General features: G+C 74.4%; 18 protein-coding genes. 17 read left to right on the top strand and 1 reads right to left on the bottom strand.

Translation table 11 applies throughout. From position 1 onward, the window contains the following. Window positions 1-517 precede the first annotated feature (517 nt). The 14 genes from FYX01_RS21875 (at window position 518) to FYX01_RS21815 (ending at window position 12,795) form a co-directional block, all read left to right on the top strand. Window positions 518-1,090, top strand: coding sequence for a DeoR/GlpR family DNA-binding transcription regulator (locus FYX01_RS21875; protein WP_150244344.1), 573 nt, complete (start codon window positions 518-520; stop codon window positions 1,088-1,090). A 403-nt stretch (window positions 1,091-1,493) separates the two neighbouring features. Continuing rightward, entirely contained in the window at window positions 1,494-2,021 is a 528-nt protein-coding gene (locus tag FYX01_RS21870) for a hypothetical protein (RefSeq protein WP_150244342.1), read from the top strand. Then, entirely contained in the window at window positions 2,015-2,875 is an 861-nt protein-coding gene (locus FYX01_RS21865) for a hypothetical protein (RefSeq protein WP_150244340.1), read from the top strand. Before FYX01_RS21870 ends, FYX01_RS21865 begins: the two co-directional genes overlap by 7 nt. A gap of 20 nt (window positions 2,876-2,895) precedes the next feature. Then, window positions 2,896-3,567 (top strand): SAF domain-containing protein, encoded by a 672-nt coding sequence (locus tag FYX01_RS21860; RefSeq protein WP_150244338.1) that lies wholly within the window; start codon window positions 2,896-2,898, stop codon window positions 3,565-3,567. Further along, window positions 3,567-4,325 (top strand): CpaE/TadZ family protein, encoded by a 759-nt coding sequence (locus FYX01_RS21855; RefSeq protein ID WP_150244336.1) that lies wholly within the window; start codon window positions 3,567-3,569, stop codon window positions 4,323-4,325. Before FYX01_RS21860 ends, FYX01_RS21855 begins: the two co-directional genes overlap by 1 nt. Further along, on the top strand, window positions 4,322-5,680 hold the full coding sequence (locus FYX01_RS21850; protein ID WP_150244333.1) for a TadA family conjugal transfer-associated ATPase: 1,359 nt from the start codon (window positions 4,322-4,324) through the stop codon (window positions 5,678-5,680). Before FYX01_RS21855 ends, FYX01_RS21850 begins: the two co-directional genes overlap by 4 nt. Continuing rightward, entirely contained in the window at window positions 5,668-6,558 is an 891-nt protein-coding gene (locus tag FYX01_RS21845; RefSeq protein WP_150244331.1) for a type II secretion system F family protein, read from the top strand. Before FYX01_RS21850 ends, FYX01_RS21845 begins: the two co-directional genes overlap by 13 nt. Beyond that, complete coding sequence (locus FYX01_RS21840) at window positions 6,555-7,448, top strand: type II secretion system F family protein (protein WP_223830592.1); 894 nt, start codon at window positions 6,555-6,557, stop codon at window positions 7,446-7,448. The genes FYX01_RS21845 and FYX01_RS21840 overlap by 4 nt, the downstream gene beginning before the upstream one ends. A gap of 27 nt (window positions 7,449-7,475) precedes the next feature. Next, window positions 7,476-7,646 (top strand): hypothetical protein, encoded by a 171-nt coding sequence (locus FYX01_RS26315; RefSeq protein WP_190394435.1) that lies wholly within the window; start codon window positions 7,476-7,478, stop codon window positions 7,644-7,646. Window positions 7,647-7,684: 38 nt separating this feature from the next. Next, a complete protein-coding gene (locus FYX01_RS21835) occupies window positions 7,685-8,011 on the top strand; it encodes a TadE/TadG family type IV pilus assembly protein (RefSeq protein WP_150244363.1) in 327 nt (108 codons plus the stop codon). Further along, window positions 8,008-8,442 carry a TadE family protein gene (locus FYX01_RS21830; RefSeq protein ID WP_150244329.1) on the top strand — a complete coding sequence of 145 codons (435 nt, stop codon included), beginning with the start codon at window positions 8,008-8,010 and terminating at the stop codon, window positions 8,440-8,442. The genes FYX01_RS21835 and FYX01_RS21830 overlap by 4 nt, the downstream gene beginning before the upstream one ends. Continuing rightward, a complete protein-coding gene (locus FYX01_RS21825; protein WP_150244327.1) occupies window positions 8,439-8,840 on the top strand; it encodes a pilus assembly protein TadG-related protein in 402 nt (133 codons plus the stop codon). Before FYX01_RS21830 ends, FYX01_RS21825 begins: the two co-directional genes overlap by 4 nt. A 16-nt stretch (window positions 8,841-8,856) precedes the next feature. Next, window positions 8,857-10,926, top strand: coding sequence for an OmpA family protein (locus tag FYX01_RS21820; RefSeq protein ID WP_223830591.1), 2,070 nt, complete (start codon window positions 8,857-8,859; stop codon window positions 10,924-10,926). A gap of 186 nt (window positions 10,927-11,112) precedes the next feature. Then, window positions 11,113-12,795: a DEAD/DEAH box helicase gene (locus FYX01_RS21815; RefSeq protein ID WP_150244325.1), complete on the top strand. Its 1,683-nt coding sequence runs from the start codon at window positions 11,113-11,115 to the stop codon at window positions 12,793-12,795. A 575-nt stretch (window positions 12,796-13,370) separates the two neighbouring features. Here FYX01_RS21815 and FYX01_RS21805 read toward each other — a convergent pair. Next, a complete protein-coding gene (locus tag FYX01_RS21805) occupies window positions 13,371-13,763 on the bottom strand; it encodes a DUF2267 domain-containing protein (RefSeq protein ID WP_150244323.1) in 393 nt (130 codons plus the stop codon). 544 nt (window positions 13,764-14,307) lie between these two features. Between FYX01_RS21805 and FYX01_RS21800 the strand changes: the two genes are divergently transcribed. The 3 genes from FYX01_RS21800 to FYX01_RS21790 all read left to right on the top strand — a co-directional run bounded on the left by FYX01_RS21800 (window position 14,308) and on the right by FYX01_RS21790 (window position 17,011). Beyond that, a complete protein-coding gene (locus FYX01_RS21800) occupies window positions 14,308-14,958 on the top strand; it encodes a phosphoribosyltransferase (RefSeq protein WP_150244321.1) in 651 nt (216 codons plus the stop codon). Continuing rightward, complete coding sequence (locus FYX01_RS21795; protein ID WP_150244319.1) at window positions 14,955-15,614, top strand: dienelactone hydrolase family protein; 660 nt, start codon at window positions 14,955-14,957, stop codon at window positions 15,612-15,614. The genes FYX01_RS21800 and FYX01_RS21795 overlap by 4 nt, the downstream gene beginning before the upstream one ends. Before the next feature lie 65 nt (window positions 15,615-15,679). After that, window positions 15,680-17,011 (top strand): erythromycin esterase family protein, encoded by a 1,332-nt coding sequence (locus FYX01_RS21790; RefSeq protein ID WP_150244317.1) that lies wholly within the window; start codon window positions 15,680-15,682, stop codon window positions 17,009-17,011. The last annotated feature ends 41 nt before the right edge of the window (window positions 17,012-17,052 follow it).

The raw sequence follows: 17,052 nt of genomic DNA, 5'->3' as shown, positions 1-17,052 counted from the left end.
CGGGGCACCTCGATGCCGGTGAGGACCTTGATGGCGGTGCGTGTGGACTCGGGCATGTCGGGGTCCAACGGCATACGCGGTTCCACCTTCCGGGCCGCCGCTACGCGAGGCACGAAAGTAGCACCGGCAGGTCCCGATGTGGAAGTAGTTGTGCTTGTGTTTCTGCTTCCGTCCCTATGTGTTGCCTTGTGTGCCTCCTGTCTGTGGTAGGTCCGCCTGGGCGCGCGTCTCCTTCGGAGGTGCCCCGCCCAGCGCTCCCGGGGCGCTGCGGACGGTTTGGCGGCGCTCGCCCTCCGTCGTCATTTCGCAACGGTTTTCCCTGAAAGGCGGGGGTGTTCGCATAGCGTTCCCTTTCAAGCGAGATGTTCTCCTGGTGAAGAGACAGATGAACCGATCGGATCCACACGGCGGCGTGGGGCGTACCGCCCTCGCGCTCGGGGGCGCGGACACCGACGGGTCGGAGGACCTTGTGAGCGGTCTCAGCGGTGGCGCCACCGCCGTCAGGCGAGGAACGGGCGTGAGCGCCACGACGGCCCCGTCCGGGGCGGGTCGGCGGCTCTCGGCCGCCGAGGGCAGAATCGCCAGGGCCGCCCTGGCGGAACTGCCGCGTGAGGGGCTGATCCTGCTCGACGCGGGGCCGATGGCGGAGCGGATCGCGTGGCTGCTGCCCGCCGGGTGCGGGCTGAACGTCCTGACCAACTCGGTCCCCGCCGCGCTGGGGCTGGCCTCGCGCCGCGACCTCTCCGTGCACCTGCTGGGGGGACACGTGAGCGCGGCGGCCGGGACCATGCCGGCCTCCGTGCGCCTGCTGGAGCAGGTCCATGTCGACGTGGCCTTCATGGTCGCCGACGGGGTGTCCCCGGGGCGCGGCCTGACCTGCTCGGACCCCGCGGAGGTGATGGCCAGGCGCGCCATGGTGCGCGCCTCGGACAGGATCGTGCTGCTGGCCGACCACACCAGGATCGGCAATGACCGCATCTCCCGGTTCGCTCGGCTGGATGAGGCGGACTGCCTCATCACCGACACCGGGACGGACCCCGACGCCCTCCGGGGGCTGCGCGGGCGGGGCCCCCGCGTGCTCGCGGTCTGATCGCTCGACCATGTCGGTGATGTCCGTTTGGGTGTTGTTTCACGTGTGTTCGTCGGAGTGATCCGACTGCGTGTCCCTTCTGAGTCCGATGTCCGGAAAGTCGACCGGATCACAGTCAAAGAGGGGCTCTGGGGGTTGTTGTGACAGGCAACTTCTCTATAAGCTCACGCAAAGACAGGTAAAAACACACTCAATACCACATTGTTTCGGTCAGGCCGAGAGCTCCGTCCCGCGCGGCTCCCCGGTCGTGCCAGCTCACGGCGGGCCGGAACCCGGACGGAAGAAGCGGCCTCCCGGGCGGAGGACCTCCCCGTCACCCTCCTCCGAAGGGAAAGGGCCCGCTCGCGCGGGCCGGCTCCGCCATGCACCAGCCCCCCTTCCCACGGCAGTGGAGAACGCACGAATGACGACAGCCGTAAGAAGAGCCGTCCGCGCCCGGAGCTGGACCGCGGTCGCGGGATGTTGCGCGGCCCTCGCCCTGTCGGCGGGTTGCGCCGCTTCCGGCGACGGGGTCCAGGCGGCGACACCGCCGCCTCCCGAACCCTCCCCGAGTGACGAGGAGGCCGCCGCGCTCGCCGCGTACACCGGCATGTGGGACACGGTCGTGGCCGCCTCCCACGAGGGAGGCGGGGTCCCCGCCGACCTGGAGGACCACGCGGCGGGCGGCGCGCTCGTGCTCATGAGCACCGCCCTGGAGGGCGCCCGTGCCGCGGGGGCGAAGGTCACCGGTGAACCCGTCCTCGACCCCAGCGTGGAGGTCGGGGGCTCCGACCGCGCGACGGTCGACGACTGCCTCGACGACTCCGACTGGAACCTCGGCGTGGGCTCCTCCACCGGGGAGGGACCGCGCCGTGTCGAGGCCACGCTCATACACGACGGACTCGCCTGGCGCGTGTCCGACCTGCGGATCTGGGAGGCGGGATCATGCTGAGACCCGTTCGACCCGCGGCCACGGCCGCGGTACTGACCCTGCTCATGGCGGGACTCCCCGCCACGGCCCACGCCGACGACGGCTCCTTCCTCGGGCAGGTCGAGTGCGGCACCTCCGGCGGCCTGGGCTGCTCGATCCTGCTGCGCTGGTGGAAGTCCCAGGGAGGCCAGCCGGGGTCCGGCGGCACCGGTGCCACCGACGGCTCCGGCACCCCGACCGGTTCCGGCGACGGGACCGACTGGAGTGCCGTCGACTGGAGCGCCGTCGACTGGGACGCGATCGACTGGTCCCAGGTGGACTGGGACGCCATCGACTGGGACGCCGTCGACTACGACGGAGACGGGGAGGCCCCCACCGACCCGGTCACCCTCATCCAGGAGTCCATGGCCGCCTTCGAACTGCCCCCGCCCCGGATCGCGACCTCCCCCGGAAACGAGTCGCTGGTCCTGGTCAACACCCCCGTGTGGCTGTGGGTCGAGTCCCAGGACTGGGAGGCCGCAGAGGCCTCCGCCGAGGTGCCCGGCTGGTCCCTCACGGTCACCGCCACCCCCACCGCGACCGTGTGGACCCTGGGCGACGGCACCGAGGTCCGGTGCGAGGGCCCGGGTACCCCCTTCGACCCGGCCGTGCACGACCCCGCCGCGGCCTCCCCCGACTGCGGACACGTCTACACCCTGCCCTCCGACAGCCGGCCCGGCGGCGTCTACGCCGTCTCCGTCGAGGTCGGCTGGGACGTGGGCTGGGAGTTCTCCGACGGGGAGGCGGGCGCGCTCGACCCGGTCACCACGGCCTCGCAGGTCGAACTCCGGGTGGCCGAATCCCACGGCCTGGTCACCGACACAGGCTCCCGATAGCAGCGAGAGAGACGACAGACGTGGTGGACACGAAGACGGCACCGGCGCCCGCGGCGCCCCCACGGACGGGCGACACCCCGCCGGTGCGGCTCCTGGGCAGCGGCCCCCGCCGGTGGCGGTGGCTGGTCCTGGCCCTGGTCCTGATGACCGTGGGCGCCCTCAGCGGCGTCCTGGCCCTGGAGCGGATGGACGACCGCAGGGGGGTGCTCGTCGCCGACACCGACCTGTCCGCCGGGCACGTGGTGACAGCGGAGGACCTGAGGGTGGCGCGGATCGCCGTCGCCGACGGCGTCTCCTTCGTCGGCGACGAGCGTATGGAGGAGGCGGTCGGCCAGACCCTCACCGTCCCGGTCGCGGAGGGCGGGATCCTGCCCGAGTCCGCGCTGGGCACCGAGGCGGCCTTCCCCGAACGGGACCGGGCCGTGGTCGGCGTGGCCCTGCGCCCCGGCCGCTTCCCCTCCTCCCTGGTCCCGGGCACGGCGGTCTCCGTCGTGGTCACCCCCGAGGAGGGCGCCACGGCCGGGGTGGAGGCCTACCGCGCCCTGGTGCGGAGCGTCCAGGCCTCCGCCGCCGACGACGGCTCCGTCACGATCGAGCTCGTCGCGGCCTCCACCGACGCCGCCGCCATCGCCTCGGCGGCCGCCGCCGAGCGGATCAGCGTCGTCCAGGTCAACCCCAGGGGAGACGCGTGATGCCCCGGACCGTGGCGCTCCTCTCCCTGGGCGGGGCACCCGGCGTCACCTGCGCGGCCATGGCGCTGGCCGCGGTCTGGCCGGGCGAGGCCGGGGCCGTCCTGGTGGAGGCCGACGCCTCGGGCGGCGACGTCGCCACCTGGCGGCGCCTCCAGCTCGCCCCGGGGCTGACCGGCCTGGCCGCGGCCGCCCGGCACGGCGGAGGCGCCGCCGACCTGGCCGCCCACACCCAGGTCCTCCCCGGGGGACTGGCCGTGTGCCCCGCGCCCGTCACCGCCGACCGCGCCGAGGGCGCGGTGCGCCTCCTCGCCCAGAACCCCGACGTGCTCGCCTCCGGAGACGGTCCCGCGGTCGTCCTGGACCTGGGCCGCCTGACTCCCGGCGCGGCCGCCTCCGGCCTGGCCGCGCGTGCGGACGAAGCCCTCCTGCTCGTCGCCGACGACCTCGCCCAGCTGCGCCGGGCCAAGGAGGCCGCCGAGCCCCTGGCCCGGAGCCTGCCGTGCCTGCGCACCGTCGTCGTCGGCGGCACCGGGGGCGTCCGCGAGATCGAGGGCGCACTGGGCCCGGACGTGTGGGGCAGGATCCCCTCCGACCCGCGCTCGGCGGCGTTCCTGCGCGGAGAGGCCAACCTGCGCAAGCCGCACCGCAGGCCGCTGCTGCGGGCCGCGGCGCGCCTGGCGGGCGACCTCGCCGGGGCCGCCGCACCCACCGACGCGGCCGCGCGGTCCGTCGCCGAGACGACGGGGGTCCCCGCATGAGCAGCGGACATGAGGCCGGCCTCGACATCACCGACGGCTTCTTCCTGGACACCGACCGGGCCCGGACCGTGGGCGAGCGGGTGGAGCGGATCACCGCCGAGGCCACCCGGCGGCTGAGCGAGGAGACGCGCGGAGCCCCCGAGGACACGCCCGAGGAGTACCGTGCCCGCGCCGAGCGCCTCATCGCCCAGATCCTCGACGAGGAGGCGGGCCGCGCCCTGGCCGAGGGCAGACAGGTGCTCGACGCCCCCACCGAGGCCTCCGTCGCCGCGGGCGCCCTGGCCCGGGTGTGCGGGCTCGGCCCCCTCCAACCGCTCCTGGACGACTCCGGGATCGAGAACATCAACATCAACGGCGTCCACGTGTGGGTGCGCCGCGCCGACGGCACCCGTGAACGGCACGACTCCCTCTTCGACGACCCCGAGGAGGTCGTCGCCCTGGTCCGGCGCCTGGCCGCCGAGTCCGCCACGGGGGAGCGGCGCTTCGATCCCGGTGCGCCCATCCTCGACATGCAGCTGCCCGGCGGCGAGCGCCTCAACGCCGTCATGGAGGTCTCCCGGCAGCCCGCCGTGTCCATCCGCCGCCACCGTTACGGCCGCACCACCCTCGAACAGCTCCGCGAGCTGGGCACGGTCGACGACACCCTGGTCGCCCTGCTGCGCGCGGGGGTGCGCTCCCGCCGCAACATGGTCATCACCGGCGGCACCGGCGCGGGCAAGACCACCCTCCTGCGCGCCCTGGCCGCCGAGATCCCGACCGACGAGCGGCTCGTCACCATCGAGGACGTCTTCGAACTCGGCCTGGACCGCGACCGCGTGGCCCACCCCGACTGCGTCGCCCTCCAGGCACGACCGGCCAACGTCGAGGGCGTCGGCGAGATCACCATCGCCGACCTCGTGCGCACGGCCCTGCGCATGTCCCCCGACCGCGTCATCGTCGGCGAGACGCGCGGCCACGAGACGGTGCCGCTGCTCAACGCCATGAGCCAGGGCAACGACGGCAGCCTCACCACCCTGCACGCCGCGAACTCCGCAGGGGCCTTCACCAAGATGGGCGCCTACGCCGCCCAGTCCGCCGAGCGCCTGCCCCTGGACGCCACCGCGTCCCTGGTGGCCGCCGCCGTGCACCTGGTCGTGCACGTGTCCGCCCTGCCCACCGGCGGGCGCATGGTCACGAGCGTGCGCGAGGTCGTGGGCGCCGAGGGGCAGAACGTGGTCTCCAACGAGGTCTACCGGCGCGGCCGCGAGGGCCCTCTGCCGGCCGCGCCGCCCAGCCCCGACACGCTCGACGTCCTCGCCGAGGCCGGGTTCGCCCCCGCTCTGCTGCACCCCGACACGGCGGGGTGGGCGCCGTGACGACACCCGTGCTCCTCCTGGCCGCAGCCGGGGCCCTGACCGGCGCGGGGGTGTGGCTGGCCCTGGCCTCGCTGGCCGCCTCCTCCTCCTCCCGGGCCTCACGGATCCCGCGGTGGCGCACCGTCCTGCTCGGCCGACAGCGGCCGCTGCGGCTGGCCGGGGCCGTCATCGGCGGTGTGCTCGTCTGGTTCGCCACCGGCTGGCCCGTGGCCGGGGTACTCGCCGCGGCGGGCTGCTGGTGGGGTCCCGCCGTGCTGGGGCCCGACCGCCGGCACCAGGAGCAGGTGACCGGTGTGGAGGCCGTCGCCGCCTGGACCGAGATGCTGCGCGACCTGATGGCCGGCGCCGCCGGACTGCACCAGGCCGTCGCCGCCACCGTGCCCATCGCGCCCGAACAGGTGCGCGAGCCGGTCGCCCACCTCGCCGAGCGGCTGCGGGCGGGCCAGCCCACGCAGGACGCCCTGCGCTCCTTCGCCGACGAGGTCGACAACCCCACCGCCGACCTGGTGGCCGCCGCCCTGGCCACCGCGGCCACCCGGCACGCCACCGACCTGGGCGTCCTGCTGGGCACGCTGGCCGAGGCGGCCCGTGAGCAGGCGGCGATGCTCGTGCGCGTGGCGGCGAGCCGCGCGCGGCTGCGCACCTCCACCCGGATCATCGTCGCCACGACCCTGGGCATGGCCGCGTTCCTGCTGCTGTTCAACCGCGAGTACCTGGACCCCTTCGACGGCTTCCTCGGCCAGGTGGTGCTCGCGGGCATCGGCAGCCTGTGGGCGGCCGCGCTGGTCTGGCTGGCCCGCATGTCCCGATTCGACCTGGGGCCGCGGGTGCTCGCGCCTGAGCCCGCCCCCGCTCGCACTCCGGAGGCCGCACGATGACCCCCGTCCTGGCCGCCGCGGCGGCGGGAGCCGCCGTCGGACTGGCCCTGTGGGCGCTGCTGGCCGCCCGCTGGGCGAGGCCCACACTCGCCGAGCGCCTGGCCGCGCCGCCCCCTCCTCGACCCGCCCTGGCCGCGGGGCCGGACACGGGCGTCCTGGCGCGCCTGGGAAGAGTCGGCGTCCCTCTCCTGGAGGGCTTCGGGATGCCGGGCCCCCGCACCCGGCGCGACCTGCGGGTGTGCGACCGCGAACCGTCCTCCTACCTCGCCGAGAAGTTCACCGGCCTGCTGCTGGGCCTGACCTTCCCCCCGCTGCTGGGCGGGACGCTCTCCCTGGCCGGGCTCCTGCCGTCCACCGGCGTGGCCGCGGTCATGTGGGCGCTGTTCGCCCTCGGGACCTGGTCCGCTCCCGACCTGTCCCTGCGCGACGAGGCGAACAAGCGCCGGGAACGGATGCGCCGCGCCCTGGCGAGCTTCGCCGACCTGGTCGTGGTGTCCCTGGCCGGGGGAGCGGGCGTCAACGGCGCTCTCACCGACGCCGGGGCCGCGGGCAACGGATGGGCCATGGCCCGTATCCGGGAGGGCCTGCGCGAGGCGGTGCTCATGCGACAGCCGCCCTGGACCGCGCTGCGCGACCTCGGTACGCGCTACGACACTCCCGAGTTCGCCGAGCTCTCGGCGAGCCTCCAGCTCGCCGGGGCCGACGGCGCGCGCATCCGCGGCTCCCTGGCCTCCAAGGCCAAGACGCTGCGCACCCAGTTCCTGTCCGAGATGGACGCCGAGGCCCAGTCCGCCACCGAGCGGATGAGCCTGCCGGTGGTCCTGCTCTTCACCGGGTTCCTGGTTCTGCTGGGCTACCCGGCGATGAGCCACATCCTGTTCAGCGCATGAGACCCCGACACACCCTGGAGACCTCCGATGAAACGCCTCACCGCCTACCTCAGCTCTCTGCTGCTCAGCCGCAGGGACGACGGCTACTCCACCGAGACGGTCATCATGACCGCGTTGCTGGTCGGTGTCGCCCTCGCGGCCGGTGCGGGCATCCTGACCTTCGTGAAGGCACAGGTCGACAGCCTCTCCGTGGAATGAGCGCGGGCCCTCTCCGGGACGACCGCGGCAGCGCCGAGATGGCCGTGGCCGCGCCCCTCCTCCTGCTCCTGGTCCTGCTCGTCGTCCAGACCGCGCTGTGGATGCACGGCGACCACGTCGCCGCGAACATCGCGCGCAGGACCGCCGAGCAGTCGCGCACCGCGGGCGGCGGCACGTCGGTTTCCGACGGGGCCGGCGGCTCCCTCCTCTCCGGCCTCGACGTCTCCGTCGACCGGGGGGACGAGGAGGTGCGCGTCGTGGTCGACGCGGAGGTGCCCAGCCTCATCCCCGGCTTCAGCTGGCCTGTGGGGCATGAGGCCTCCGTGCCCGTGGAGCGGTTCGTCCCCGCGGAGGCCGCCCCGTGAGCTCCGCGCACTCCACGGCCCGTGGGCGCGCCGACCACGGGTCGGCGTCGGCGGAGCTGGCGGTCCTCACTCCGGCCCTCCTGGCGTTCGCACTGCTCATGGTGTTCGCCGGGAGGGTGGTGGACGCGCGCGCCACCGCCGAGGAGGTGGCGCACTCCGCCGCGCGGGCGGCCTCCCTCGAACGCACGGTGGCCGCCGCGGAGACGACCGCCGAGGGTACGGCCGCCCGGTCCCTGGCCGAGCACGGCCTGGGCTGCGGCGACCACACCGTCACCCTCGACCACGGCGGGCTGCTCCCCGGGGGAGCGGTCACCGCCACGGTCGAGTGCCGCGTAGGACTGGACGGACTCACCGGCCTCGGCGTCCCGGGGACCTACACGGTCGCCGGGAGCGCCACGGTGGTCGTGGACGCCTTCAGGGGGCAGCCGTGAGACGTGCGGACGACAGGGGCCAGACCACGGCGTTCGTCGCCGTCATGGTGTCGGCCTTCCTGCTGTGCCTGGGCCTCGTGACCGACGGCGGAGGACTGCTGCGCGCCCGCGACGAGGCGGCGGTCCTCGCCCAGGAGGCCGCCCGCGCGGGAGCCCAGCAGCTCGACTGGGCCGCCTACCGCGAGGGCACGGACGAGGTCGCCCTCGACCCCTCGGCGGCGTCCGCCGCCGCGCGGTCCTTCCTCAGCGCCGCCGGTGCCGACGGGACGGTCGCGGTCAGCGGCGACACGGTGACCGTGACCTGCTCCGTGGCCTACTCCTTCACCCTGATGCCGCTGGGCGCGACCACCGTCGACGCCACGGCCACCGCACGTCCCCACACCCAGCCGACCCCCTAGCTCCCGTGAGGCGGACATGTCCCACATCCGACGGCTGAGCGCGGTCCTGCTCGCCGCAGCGGTCCTGACCGGTATCCCCTACCTGCTCCTGTGGCACCTGCCCTGGCCGGAGCTGCCGGATTCGTGGGCCGTGGCCGCGGCCCACCTGCGCGGCTGGCGGCTGCCGCCGGGCGTGTCCACCGCCCTGCTCGTCACCGTGCTGTGGGCGCTGTGGGGCCTGTACGCGGCGGGCCTGGCCGTGGAGACCCTCGCCCGCCTGCGCGGCGCCCCCCGGAGGCTGCGCCCCCTGGGGCCCCTCCAGGTCGTCGCGGCCGCCGCCGTGGGCACCGTGGCGGTCGCCCCGGCCACCGCGTTCGCCGACACGGCCGTCCAGCAGGAGGAGCGGGAGGCGGCCGGGGAGGAGGACGGCTCCGCTCCCTCCGCCCCGGAGGAGGCCGCGCCCGCGCAGCCCACCGAGCGGGTGCGCGCCGTCGCCGGTTTCGCCGTGGGATCGGCCGAACTCACGGACCAGATGCGGGAGGACCTGGCACCGGCGGCGGAGATGATCGCCTCCTACGGTGACCCCGACACGGCCGTCCGGATCACCGGTCACACCGATCCCAGCGGAAGTGCGTCGGCCAACCTGGAGCTGTCCGAGCGCCGGGCCCAGGCGGTCGCCGACCACCTCGGCGGACTCCTGGGCGAGGACGCTCCCGAGATCGCGGTGAGCGGTGCCGGGTCCGGCGAGCCCCGCGACGGGGGAGCCGCCGCCCAGCGCAGGGCGGAGGTCGCCTACACCGTCGTCCCCCAGCAGCCGACCTCCCTCCAGCCCCGGGCGGCGTCCGCCGAGGCCTCCGACGACGATCCGGTGGAGGCCTCGGTCGACACCGCCGAGGACGGCAGCGGGGTGATGGTCGTGGAGATCCCCGACGGCGCCGTCACCGGCGCGATGGCGTTCGCGGGCCTGGCCGGGGGCTACCTCCTGGGGCGGGGCGGTGCCCGCGTGCCCCGAGTCCGTCTGAGCCTTCCGCGCGTGCCGACGGTGTCCCGGCCGCGCCGCCTGGCCCTTCCGGCTCCGCCGCCCCGACCCGTCCCGGGGGAGGACATCGACGAACGGGTGACGGTGGAGCTCGACCACGTGCCCGGACTCGGGATCACCGGTCCGGGGGCCGTCGGCGCCGCCCGGCGCCTGATCGCCAACGCACTCGACCGCCTCGACCGCGATGCCGTGCGCGTACTGCTCACAGAGGCCGACGCCATCCGTCTGCTGGGTGAACGGGGGCGCGACCTGCTGCGCGCGCACCCCTGCGAGCCCGTGCGGATGGTCGGCACCATGGAGGAGGCCCTCACGATCCTCCAGCGCGAGCTGCACCGGAGCACCGGGGAGCCGCACCCGCCCCTGGCGCTGGTGGCCGCTCCCAGCCCCCGGCACGAGACCGCGCTCTCCGGCCTGCTGCTGCACGGGCAGCGCCGCGGCATCACGGCCGTGGTCCTGGGCCGCTGGCCGCTCGGCGGCAGCTGCGTCATCGAGGAGGACGGCCTCATCACCGAGACCAGTCCTCCGCTCAACCCCGTCTTCCACTACTCCTGGCCCGGTTCCACCGCCGACCAGGTCATGAACGCGGTCCGCGCCTACCGCCACTCCTCGCCCGCGCACGAGCGACCGGACGCGGCCCCGGCCGAGGCCCCGGGAACAGGGGCCGCACCGGCTCCCGAGGCGGCCGCGGAACGGTTCGAACACGTTCTGCGGATCCGTCCCCGTGCCGGGGAGCCGGAGGGAGCCGTGACCGAGGGATCCGCCCGGGCGCCCGCCCGGCCAGCCCGGGCCGGCGGTCCGGACGACCCACGTGAACCCGACCGGCCCGTCAAAACCGACCGGTCCGTCAAAACCGACCGGCCCGCGCTCACCGGCCGGATGGAGCGTCTGGAGAGGCTGGAGGGGAAGGAACGGCGGCTCCTCCGGGAGGAGGGAGGCGGCGGGCCTCCCGTCGCCGCCGAGAGGCCCGTCGCCACCGAGAAGGAGGGGACGCAGCCTTCCCGTCCCCTGGTCCGCAAACCCAAGAAGGCGGGACGGGGCAGGAACTGGAGGCCCAAGGAGGGCGGGTGAGGGCGCTCGCCCACTCCGCGCGACCGTGCCTCCCGGACCGACACGGGCATGGCGGCGCCCGTCCCGTTGGCGTCGGGGTCGGTAGGAGTGGGACCCTGGGTAGCCGCAGAGTGTTGACGTCCCGCAGACGGGACGAGGCACCAGCGTGGACCCGTGTGGAATCTTCCGGTACAAGGAGCTCGACCCATGACCCCGACCCCGACCCCAGCCGACGACACGACCGGTTTCTCCGGTCTGTCGCTACGGACCGAGCTTTTGGACGCGCTCTCCGCGCTCGGCTACGAGGAACCCACGCCGATCCAGCGCGAGGCCATCCCGCCCCTGCTGGAGGGGCACGACCTGCTCGGACAGGCTGCGACGGGGACGGGAAAGACCGCCGCCTTCGCACTTCCCATCCTCCAGCGGCTGCCTCAGGGCAACAGGGGTCCGGAACCGACGGCACTGGTCCTCGCGCCGACGCGTGAGCTGGCCATCCAGGTCTCGGAGGCGGTCCACCGCTACGGCCGGGTCCTGGGCGCGCGCGTCCTGCCGATCTACGGCGGGCAGCCGATCGGACGGCAGATCCGCGCCCTGGAGCGCGGGGTCGACGTCGTGGTCGCCACACCCGGACGTGCGCTCGACCACATGAGCCGGGGCACGATCTCCCTGGGGTCCCTGCAGATGGTCGTCCTCGACGAGGCGGACGAGATGCTCGACATGGGATTCGCCGAGGACATCGAGGCGATCCTCCAGGAGACGCCGGAGGACCGCCAGACGGTGCTCTTCTCCGCGACCCTGCCCAAGCGCATCAACACGATCGCCCAGCGCCACCTGACCGACCCGGTCCGGACCCAGGTCAAGGAGGCGACGGCCGCCCCGGGCGAGGCTCCGCTGGTGCGGCAGAGCGCCTACATGGTTCCGAGGGCGCACAAGCCGGCGGCGCTCGGGCGTGTACTGGACGTGGAGGCGCCCAAGGCCGCGATCGTCTTCTGCCGTACGCGTGAGGAGGTCGACGTCCTCACGGAGACGATGAACGGACGGGGCTACCGGGCCGAGGCGCTGCACGGCGGCATGAGCCAGGAACAGCGCGACCGCGTGATGGGGCGCCTGCGGAGCGGGACGGCGGAACTGCTCATCGCGACCGACGTGGCAGCGCGCGGACTCGACGTCGAGCAGCTCACCCACGTGGTCAACTACAACGTGCCCTCCGCGTCCGACACCTACGTGCACCGGATCGGCCGGATCGGCCGGGCCGGCCGCGAGGGCGTGGCCATCACCCTGGTGGAGCCGCGCGAGCACCGGATGCTCAAGACCATCGCCCGGGCGACCAAGAGTCGGATCCCGATCGAGAAGGTGCCGACCATCGCCGACATGCGGACCCGGCGCCTGGAGCTGACACGCGCCGCGCTGCACGAGAGCCTCCTGGAGGACGAGGGAGCTCTGGAGCACGTCCGCGTCGTGGTCGAGACGCTCGCCGACGAGTTCGACATCATGGACGTGGCGCTCGCCGCGGTGAAGCTGGCGCACGAGGCCGGCGGGCCCGCGGCCGACGAGGAGGAGATCCCCGAGATCACGGTCAGGCCCGAGCGGGAGCAGCGCGGCCGCCGCGAGGCGCCCGGACGCTCGGGAGGGCGCGGCCGTCCGTCGTCGGGCGGGATGACGCGCCTCTTCGTCGGCGCCGGGCGCAGCGCCAGGATCCGTCCGCAGGACCTGGTCGGCGCGATCGCCGGGGAGTCGGCCCTCCGCGGGCGCGACATCGGTGCGATCGAGATCGCCGACCGCTTCTCGCTGGTGGAGGTCCCCGAGTCCGCGGCCGACGAGGTGATCGCCGCCCTGAAAGGCAGCACCATCAAGGGGAAGAAGGCGGTCGTCCGCCGGGACGCGCGGTAGTCGGTCGGCGCGAGCGGCATGGACGCCGACCGCGTGGTACCCCGGCGGCCCTCGGCCGGTGCCCGTGGGCCCGGAGGCCTTCCCGGGTCAGCCGGTGCCGAGCACGGTCCGGTGGCGGGCGATGAGCTCCCCGTCCGGGGGCGGCCCCGGCCTGCCGGGGGCGCCCGTCGAGGGCCGTGGCGAGCGCACCCGGGGACACGTCCCACCCGGCCGCCGTGTTCGCCGTCCACGCGGGGTCGGCGACGGTGCTGGAGAGCCTGAGCACGCACTCGTCACCGTCCTCCTCCGGGGTCCAGCGCAGACCCTCCCCGGTGGTCAGGGCCGCCCAGACCGCTGACCGCGGGTGCTGGTGGCGGCGGGTGAAGTGCAGGGCGGGCGTGCCCGGAGCGCTCGTGTCGACGCGGACCCCGGCGGTCGTGGCCGCGGCCTCCCGTGCGGGCGGGTGGAGCCGAGGTAGCCGCCCGGACCGTCCAGCCTGTTCGCCCAGAACGCCCGGTACCGCGCGCCCCACCGGGCACGCTTACCGCGCGCCCCACCGGGCACGCTCCGGCGTTCTTCCGGCGGGGCGCGGCAGGTCAGTCGCTCAGCTCCGGTTTGCCGAACAGCACGGCGTAGCCGGAGGGGAGCTGGCTCAGGATGTGGTTGAGCTGGCCCCCGGTGATCCTGTCGGCCACGGTGGTGAGTACCGCGCTGGCGTCCCACTCCGCGGTCCTGGGGCGGGCGCCGGTGGCCGCCGCCACCCGGGTGAGGAACTCCTCGACCCCGAAGGACTCCGCGTCGAGGAGCTCTCCCTGCCGCACCGCGTCGCCGAGTTCGTCGGGGAGCTGGGCGACCAGGTGCTCGGCCCCGTTGGCCGGGAGCCGGGGCGCCAGCACACCGAGCACCGCCCGGCTCACCTGGTCGGCTTCCTCGCGGTCGGCGTACTCACCCAGCTCGCGGACCTCCTTCAGGAACGCGTCGTAGCTCATGTCGACCTCCTCGCCGCGTGTTGGCCGGTCACTGTCCAGGTCCCCTGCCCGCTCCCCGGGAAAGCGAACCTCCCGGGCCCGGCCGGGGTTCGGTCAGCTCCGGAGCACGGCCCCCGGCGGCCCCGTGTCCCGCCCCGTACGCGGCGGACCTCGGCGCCGTGTCCGAACTTCTGGGGGAGGGCGGCACTTCTGGGGGAGGGCGGCTACCGGGAACCGGCGATCGGGCAGGTGGCCGGAAGGGCCCGGGTGAGCAGGCCGGCCGCCCGGCCGGTCCGGGTATGTGTGCGTTCGGGGCATCGGGGTAACGCTCACCACAGGGCCCGCGCACGTTCGGTGAACTGCGCGGACGCAGGCGGCCGGGTACCGGCGGAGGACGCCTTCCCGGGCACCCGGAGTGCGGGGGACCCAACCACTCGGGAACCACGGACGACCGGTCCCGCGAGGCTTCGGCGGTGGTGTCCGCGCCGTCGTACCCCGCTCATCCGGGGCCGACCACCGGGCCCGTGAGCCCGTGCACCGCGACGACGCGACTGGGGTGAGGAACGTGTTCCGGAACCGGCGAGACGCGGGTGAGCGACTGGCCCGCGTGGTGGAAGGGCAGAACAAGCCGCACCCGCTCGTGCTGGCGCTGCCGCGCGGCGGTGTTCCCGTGGCGGAGCGCGTCGCCGAGAGTCTCGGAGTGCCGATGGACATCGTGGTCGTGCGCAAGATCCCCGTCCCCGGGAGCCCGGAGACGGCGATCGGCGCGACCACGGCCGAGGGGCCTCCGCTGTTCGACAGAAGGGCGCTGGACCTGCTGGGGCTCTCCGAGGAACGCCTGGCCGACATGGCCGGGGCGGAGCAGACGGAGGCGCGGCGACGGGTCCAGGCCTACCGCGGAGACGCACCGGATCCGGAGGTCGCCGAACGGGACGTCTTCGTGATCGACGACGGACTGGCGACCGGCATGAGCGCGCGGGCGGCCCTGGCCGCGCTGCGCGAACAGGGCCCCGCCTCCCTCGTGCTGGCCGTCCCCGTGGGGGCACCGGACGCGGTGCACGCGCTCGCCGACGTGTGCGACCAGGTCGTCTGCCTGGAGACGCCGTCGGACTTCGGCGCGGTCAGCCTGTGGTACGAGGACTTTCCGCAGGTCAGCGATGAGGAGGTGCTGGCCCTGCTGAACCGTGCCGGCACTGACGAAGGGAGAGCACCATGACCGCCCAGGACGTGATGGTACGGACCCCGGACGCGCGGCTCGACGGACAGCTGACCATGTTCCCCGGGGCGACCGCGGTCGTGGCCTTCGCGCACGGAAGCGGGAGCTCACGGCACAGTCCGCGCAACCAGGCCGTCGCCCGTGAACTCAACATGGCGGGGATCGCGACGCTCCTGCTGGACCTGCTCACCCCGGACGAGGAGCGCGTCGACGACGTGACCGCGCAGCAGCGCTTCGACATCGGCCTGCTCACCGGGCGGCTCACGGGAGCGGTGGACTGGCTGGCCTCCCACGAGGACACCGAGGGAGTGCCCATCGGCCTGTTCGGCGCCAGCACCGGAGCCGCCGCGGCACTGCGGACCGCCGCCGAGCGCCCGGACGCGGTCTCGTCGGTCGTCTCGCGCGGCGGCCGTCCCGACCTCGCCGGTACGGAGGCGCTGCAGCTGGTGCGGGCCCCGGCGCTGCTCATCGTCGGCGGCGCGGACAGCGAGGTCCTCAGGCTCAACGAAGAGGCGGCCGACCGGCTCGGCGGACCGAGCCGGATCCACGTCGTTCCCCAGGCCACGCACCTGTTCGAGGAGGAGGGCGCGCTGGAGGACGTGGCCGACGCCGCCGCCGACTGGTTCGCACGCATCATGGGTGAACGGGAGAGGTGAGCGGCGGGCCCGCCCGTGGGCCGCGCCGCACCGGATCCCGTGCCCCCGTTCCCGGGAGGACCGACATGACGACGGACAACACCGGAGAACCGGTACGCATCGACCCGGACGCGGTCCTGCCGCTGAACGGACCCCACTCGCTGGACCCGCTCATGGAGCGGATCGGTGACGCGCGGTACGTACTGCTGGGCGAGGCCTCGCACGGCACCGCCGAGTTCTACCGCTGGCGCGCACGGCTGACCCGGCGGCTGGTCGAGGAGGCCGGCTTCTCCTTCGTCGCGGTGGAGGGGGACTGGCCGGACTGCCAGGCGCTGCACTGCACCGTGGTGGGCGCGCAGGGGGCGCCCGAGGACCCGCGCGAGGCACTGGAGGGCTTCCGGAGGTGGCCGCGGTGGATGTGGGCCAACACCGAGGTCCTGGAGTTCGCGCGGTGGCTGAGGGCGCACAACCTGGAGCTTCCGCGGGAGCGGCGTGTGGGCTTCTTCGGTCTGGACGTCTACAGCCTGTGGGACTCGCTGTACGCGGTGCTGGGGTGGCTGCGCGAGAACATGCCCGAACAGGTGGAGCCCGCGCTGCGGGCCTACCGCTGCTTCGAACCCTACGGCGAGGACCCCCAGTCCTACGCCCAGGCGACGCGGCTGGTGCCCGAGAGCTGTGAGGCCGAGGTCGTCGACCTGCTGGCCGGGCTGCGCGGCCGGGCGCGGACGCAGGGGGCCGTCGACGACGGCCTCGCCGACTTCGCCGCGCGCCAGAACGCCGAGGTGCTCGCGGGGGCCGAGCAGTACTACCGGTCGATGGTGCGCGGAGGGCCCGACTCGTGGAACGTCCGCGACCACCACATGGCCGACACGCTCGACCGTCTGATGGAGCACCACGGCCCGCGGGCCAAGGCGGTGGTGTGGGAGCACAACACCCACGTCGGCGACGCACGGGCCACCAACATGTCCTCCGCGGGCATGGTCAACGTCGGACAGTTGGCACGTGAACGCCACGGGGAGGAGGCGGTCCTCGTCGGCTTCGGCACCTACGAGGGCCGGGTGGTCGCGGGCAGGTCGTGGGGCGCGACTCCGGAGCCGATGCCGGTCCCCGCGGCACGCGAGGGAAGCGTCGAGGACCTGCTGCACCGGTCGGTCGGGGACTCGGACTCCGCGGCGGGGCTGATGATCCTCTCGGGGGAGGGGGCGGTCCACCCGTTCCAGGAGGGGAAGGTGCTCCCGCACCGCGCCATCGGTGTGGTCTACCACCCGGGACGCGACCGGCGGGGGAACTACGTCCCGACCGTCATGGAGGAGCGCTACGACGCCTTCGTGTTCGTCGACCGGACCCAGGCGCTCGTCCCGCTGCACCCGGTCGAGCCGGACTCGGTCGAGGAGGAGACCTGGCCCACGGGGCTGTGATCCGGGCTCCCGGATCCCGCCGTCCGTCGGAGGGCGAGCGG

The organism is Nocardiopsis quinghaiensis (assembly GCF_008638365.1).
Classification (GTDB): Bacteria; Actinomycetota; Actinomycetes; order Streptosporangiales; family Streptosporangiaceae; genus Nocardiopsis; species Nocardiopsis quinghaiensis.
The sequence above is the reverse complement of the archived record's forward strand: the minus strand, read 5'-3'. Positions and strand labels throughout refer to the sequence as shown.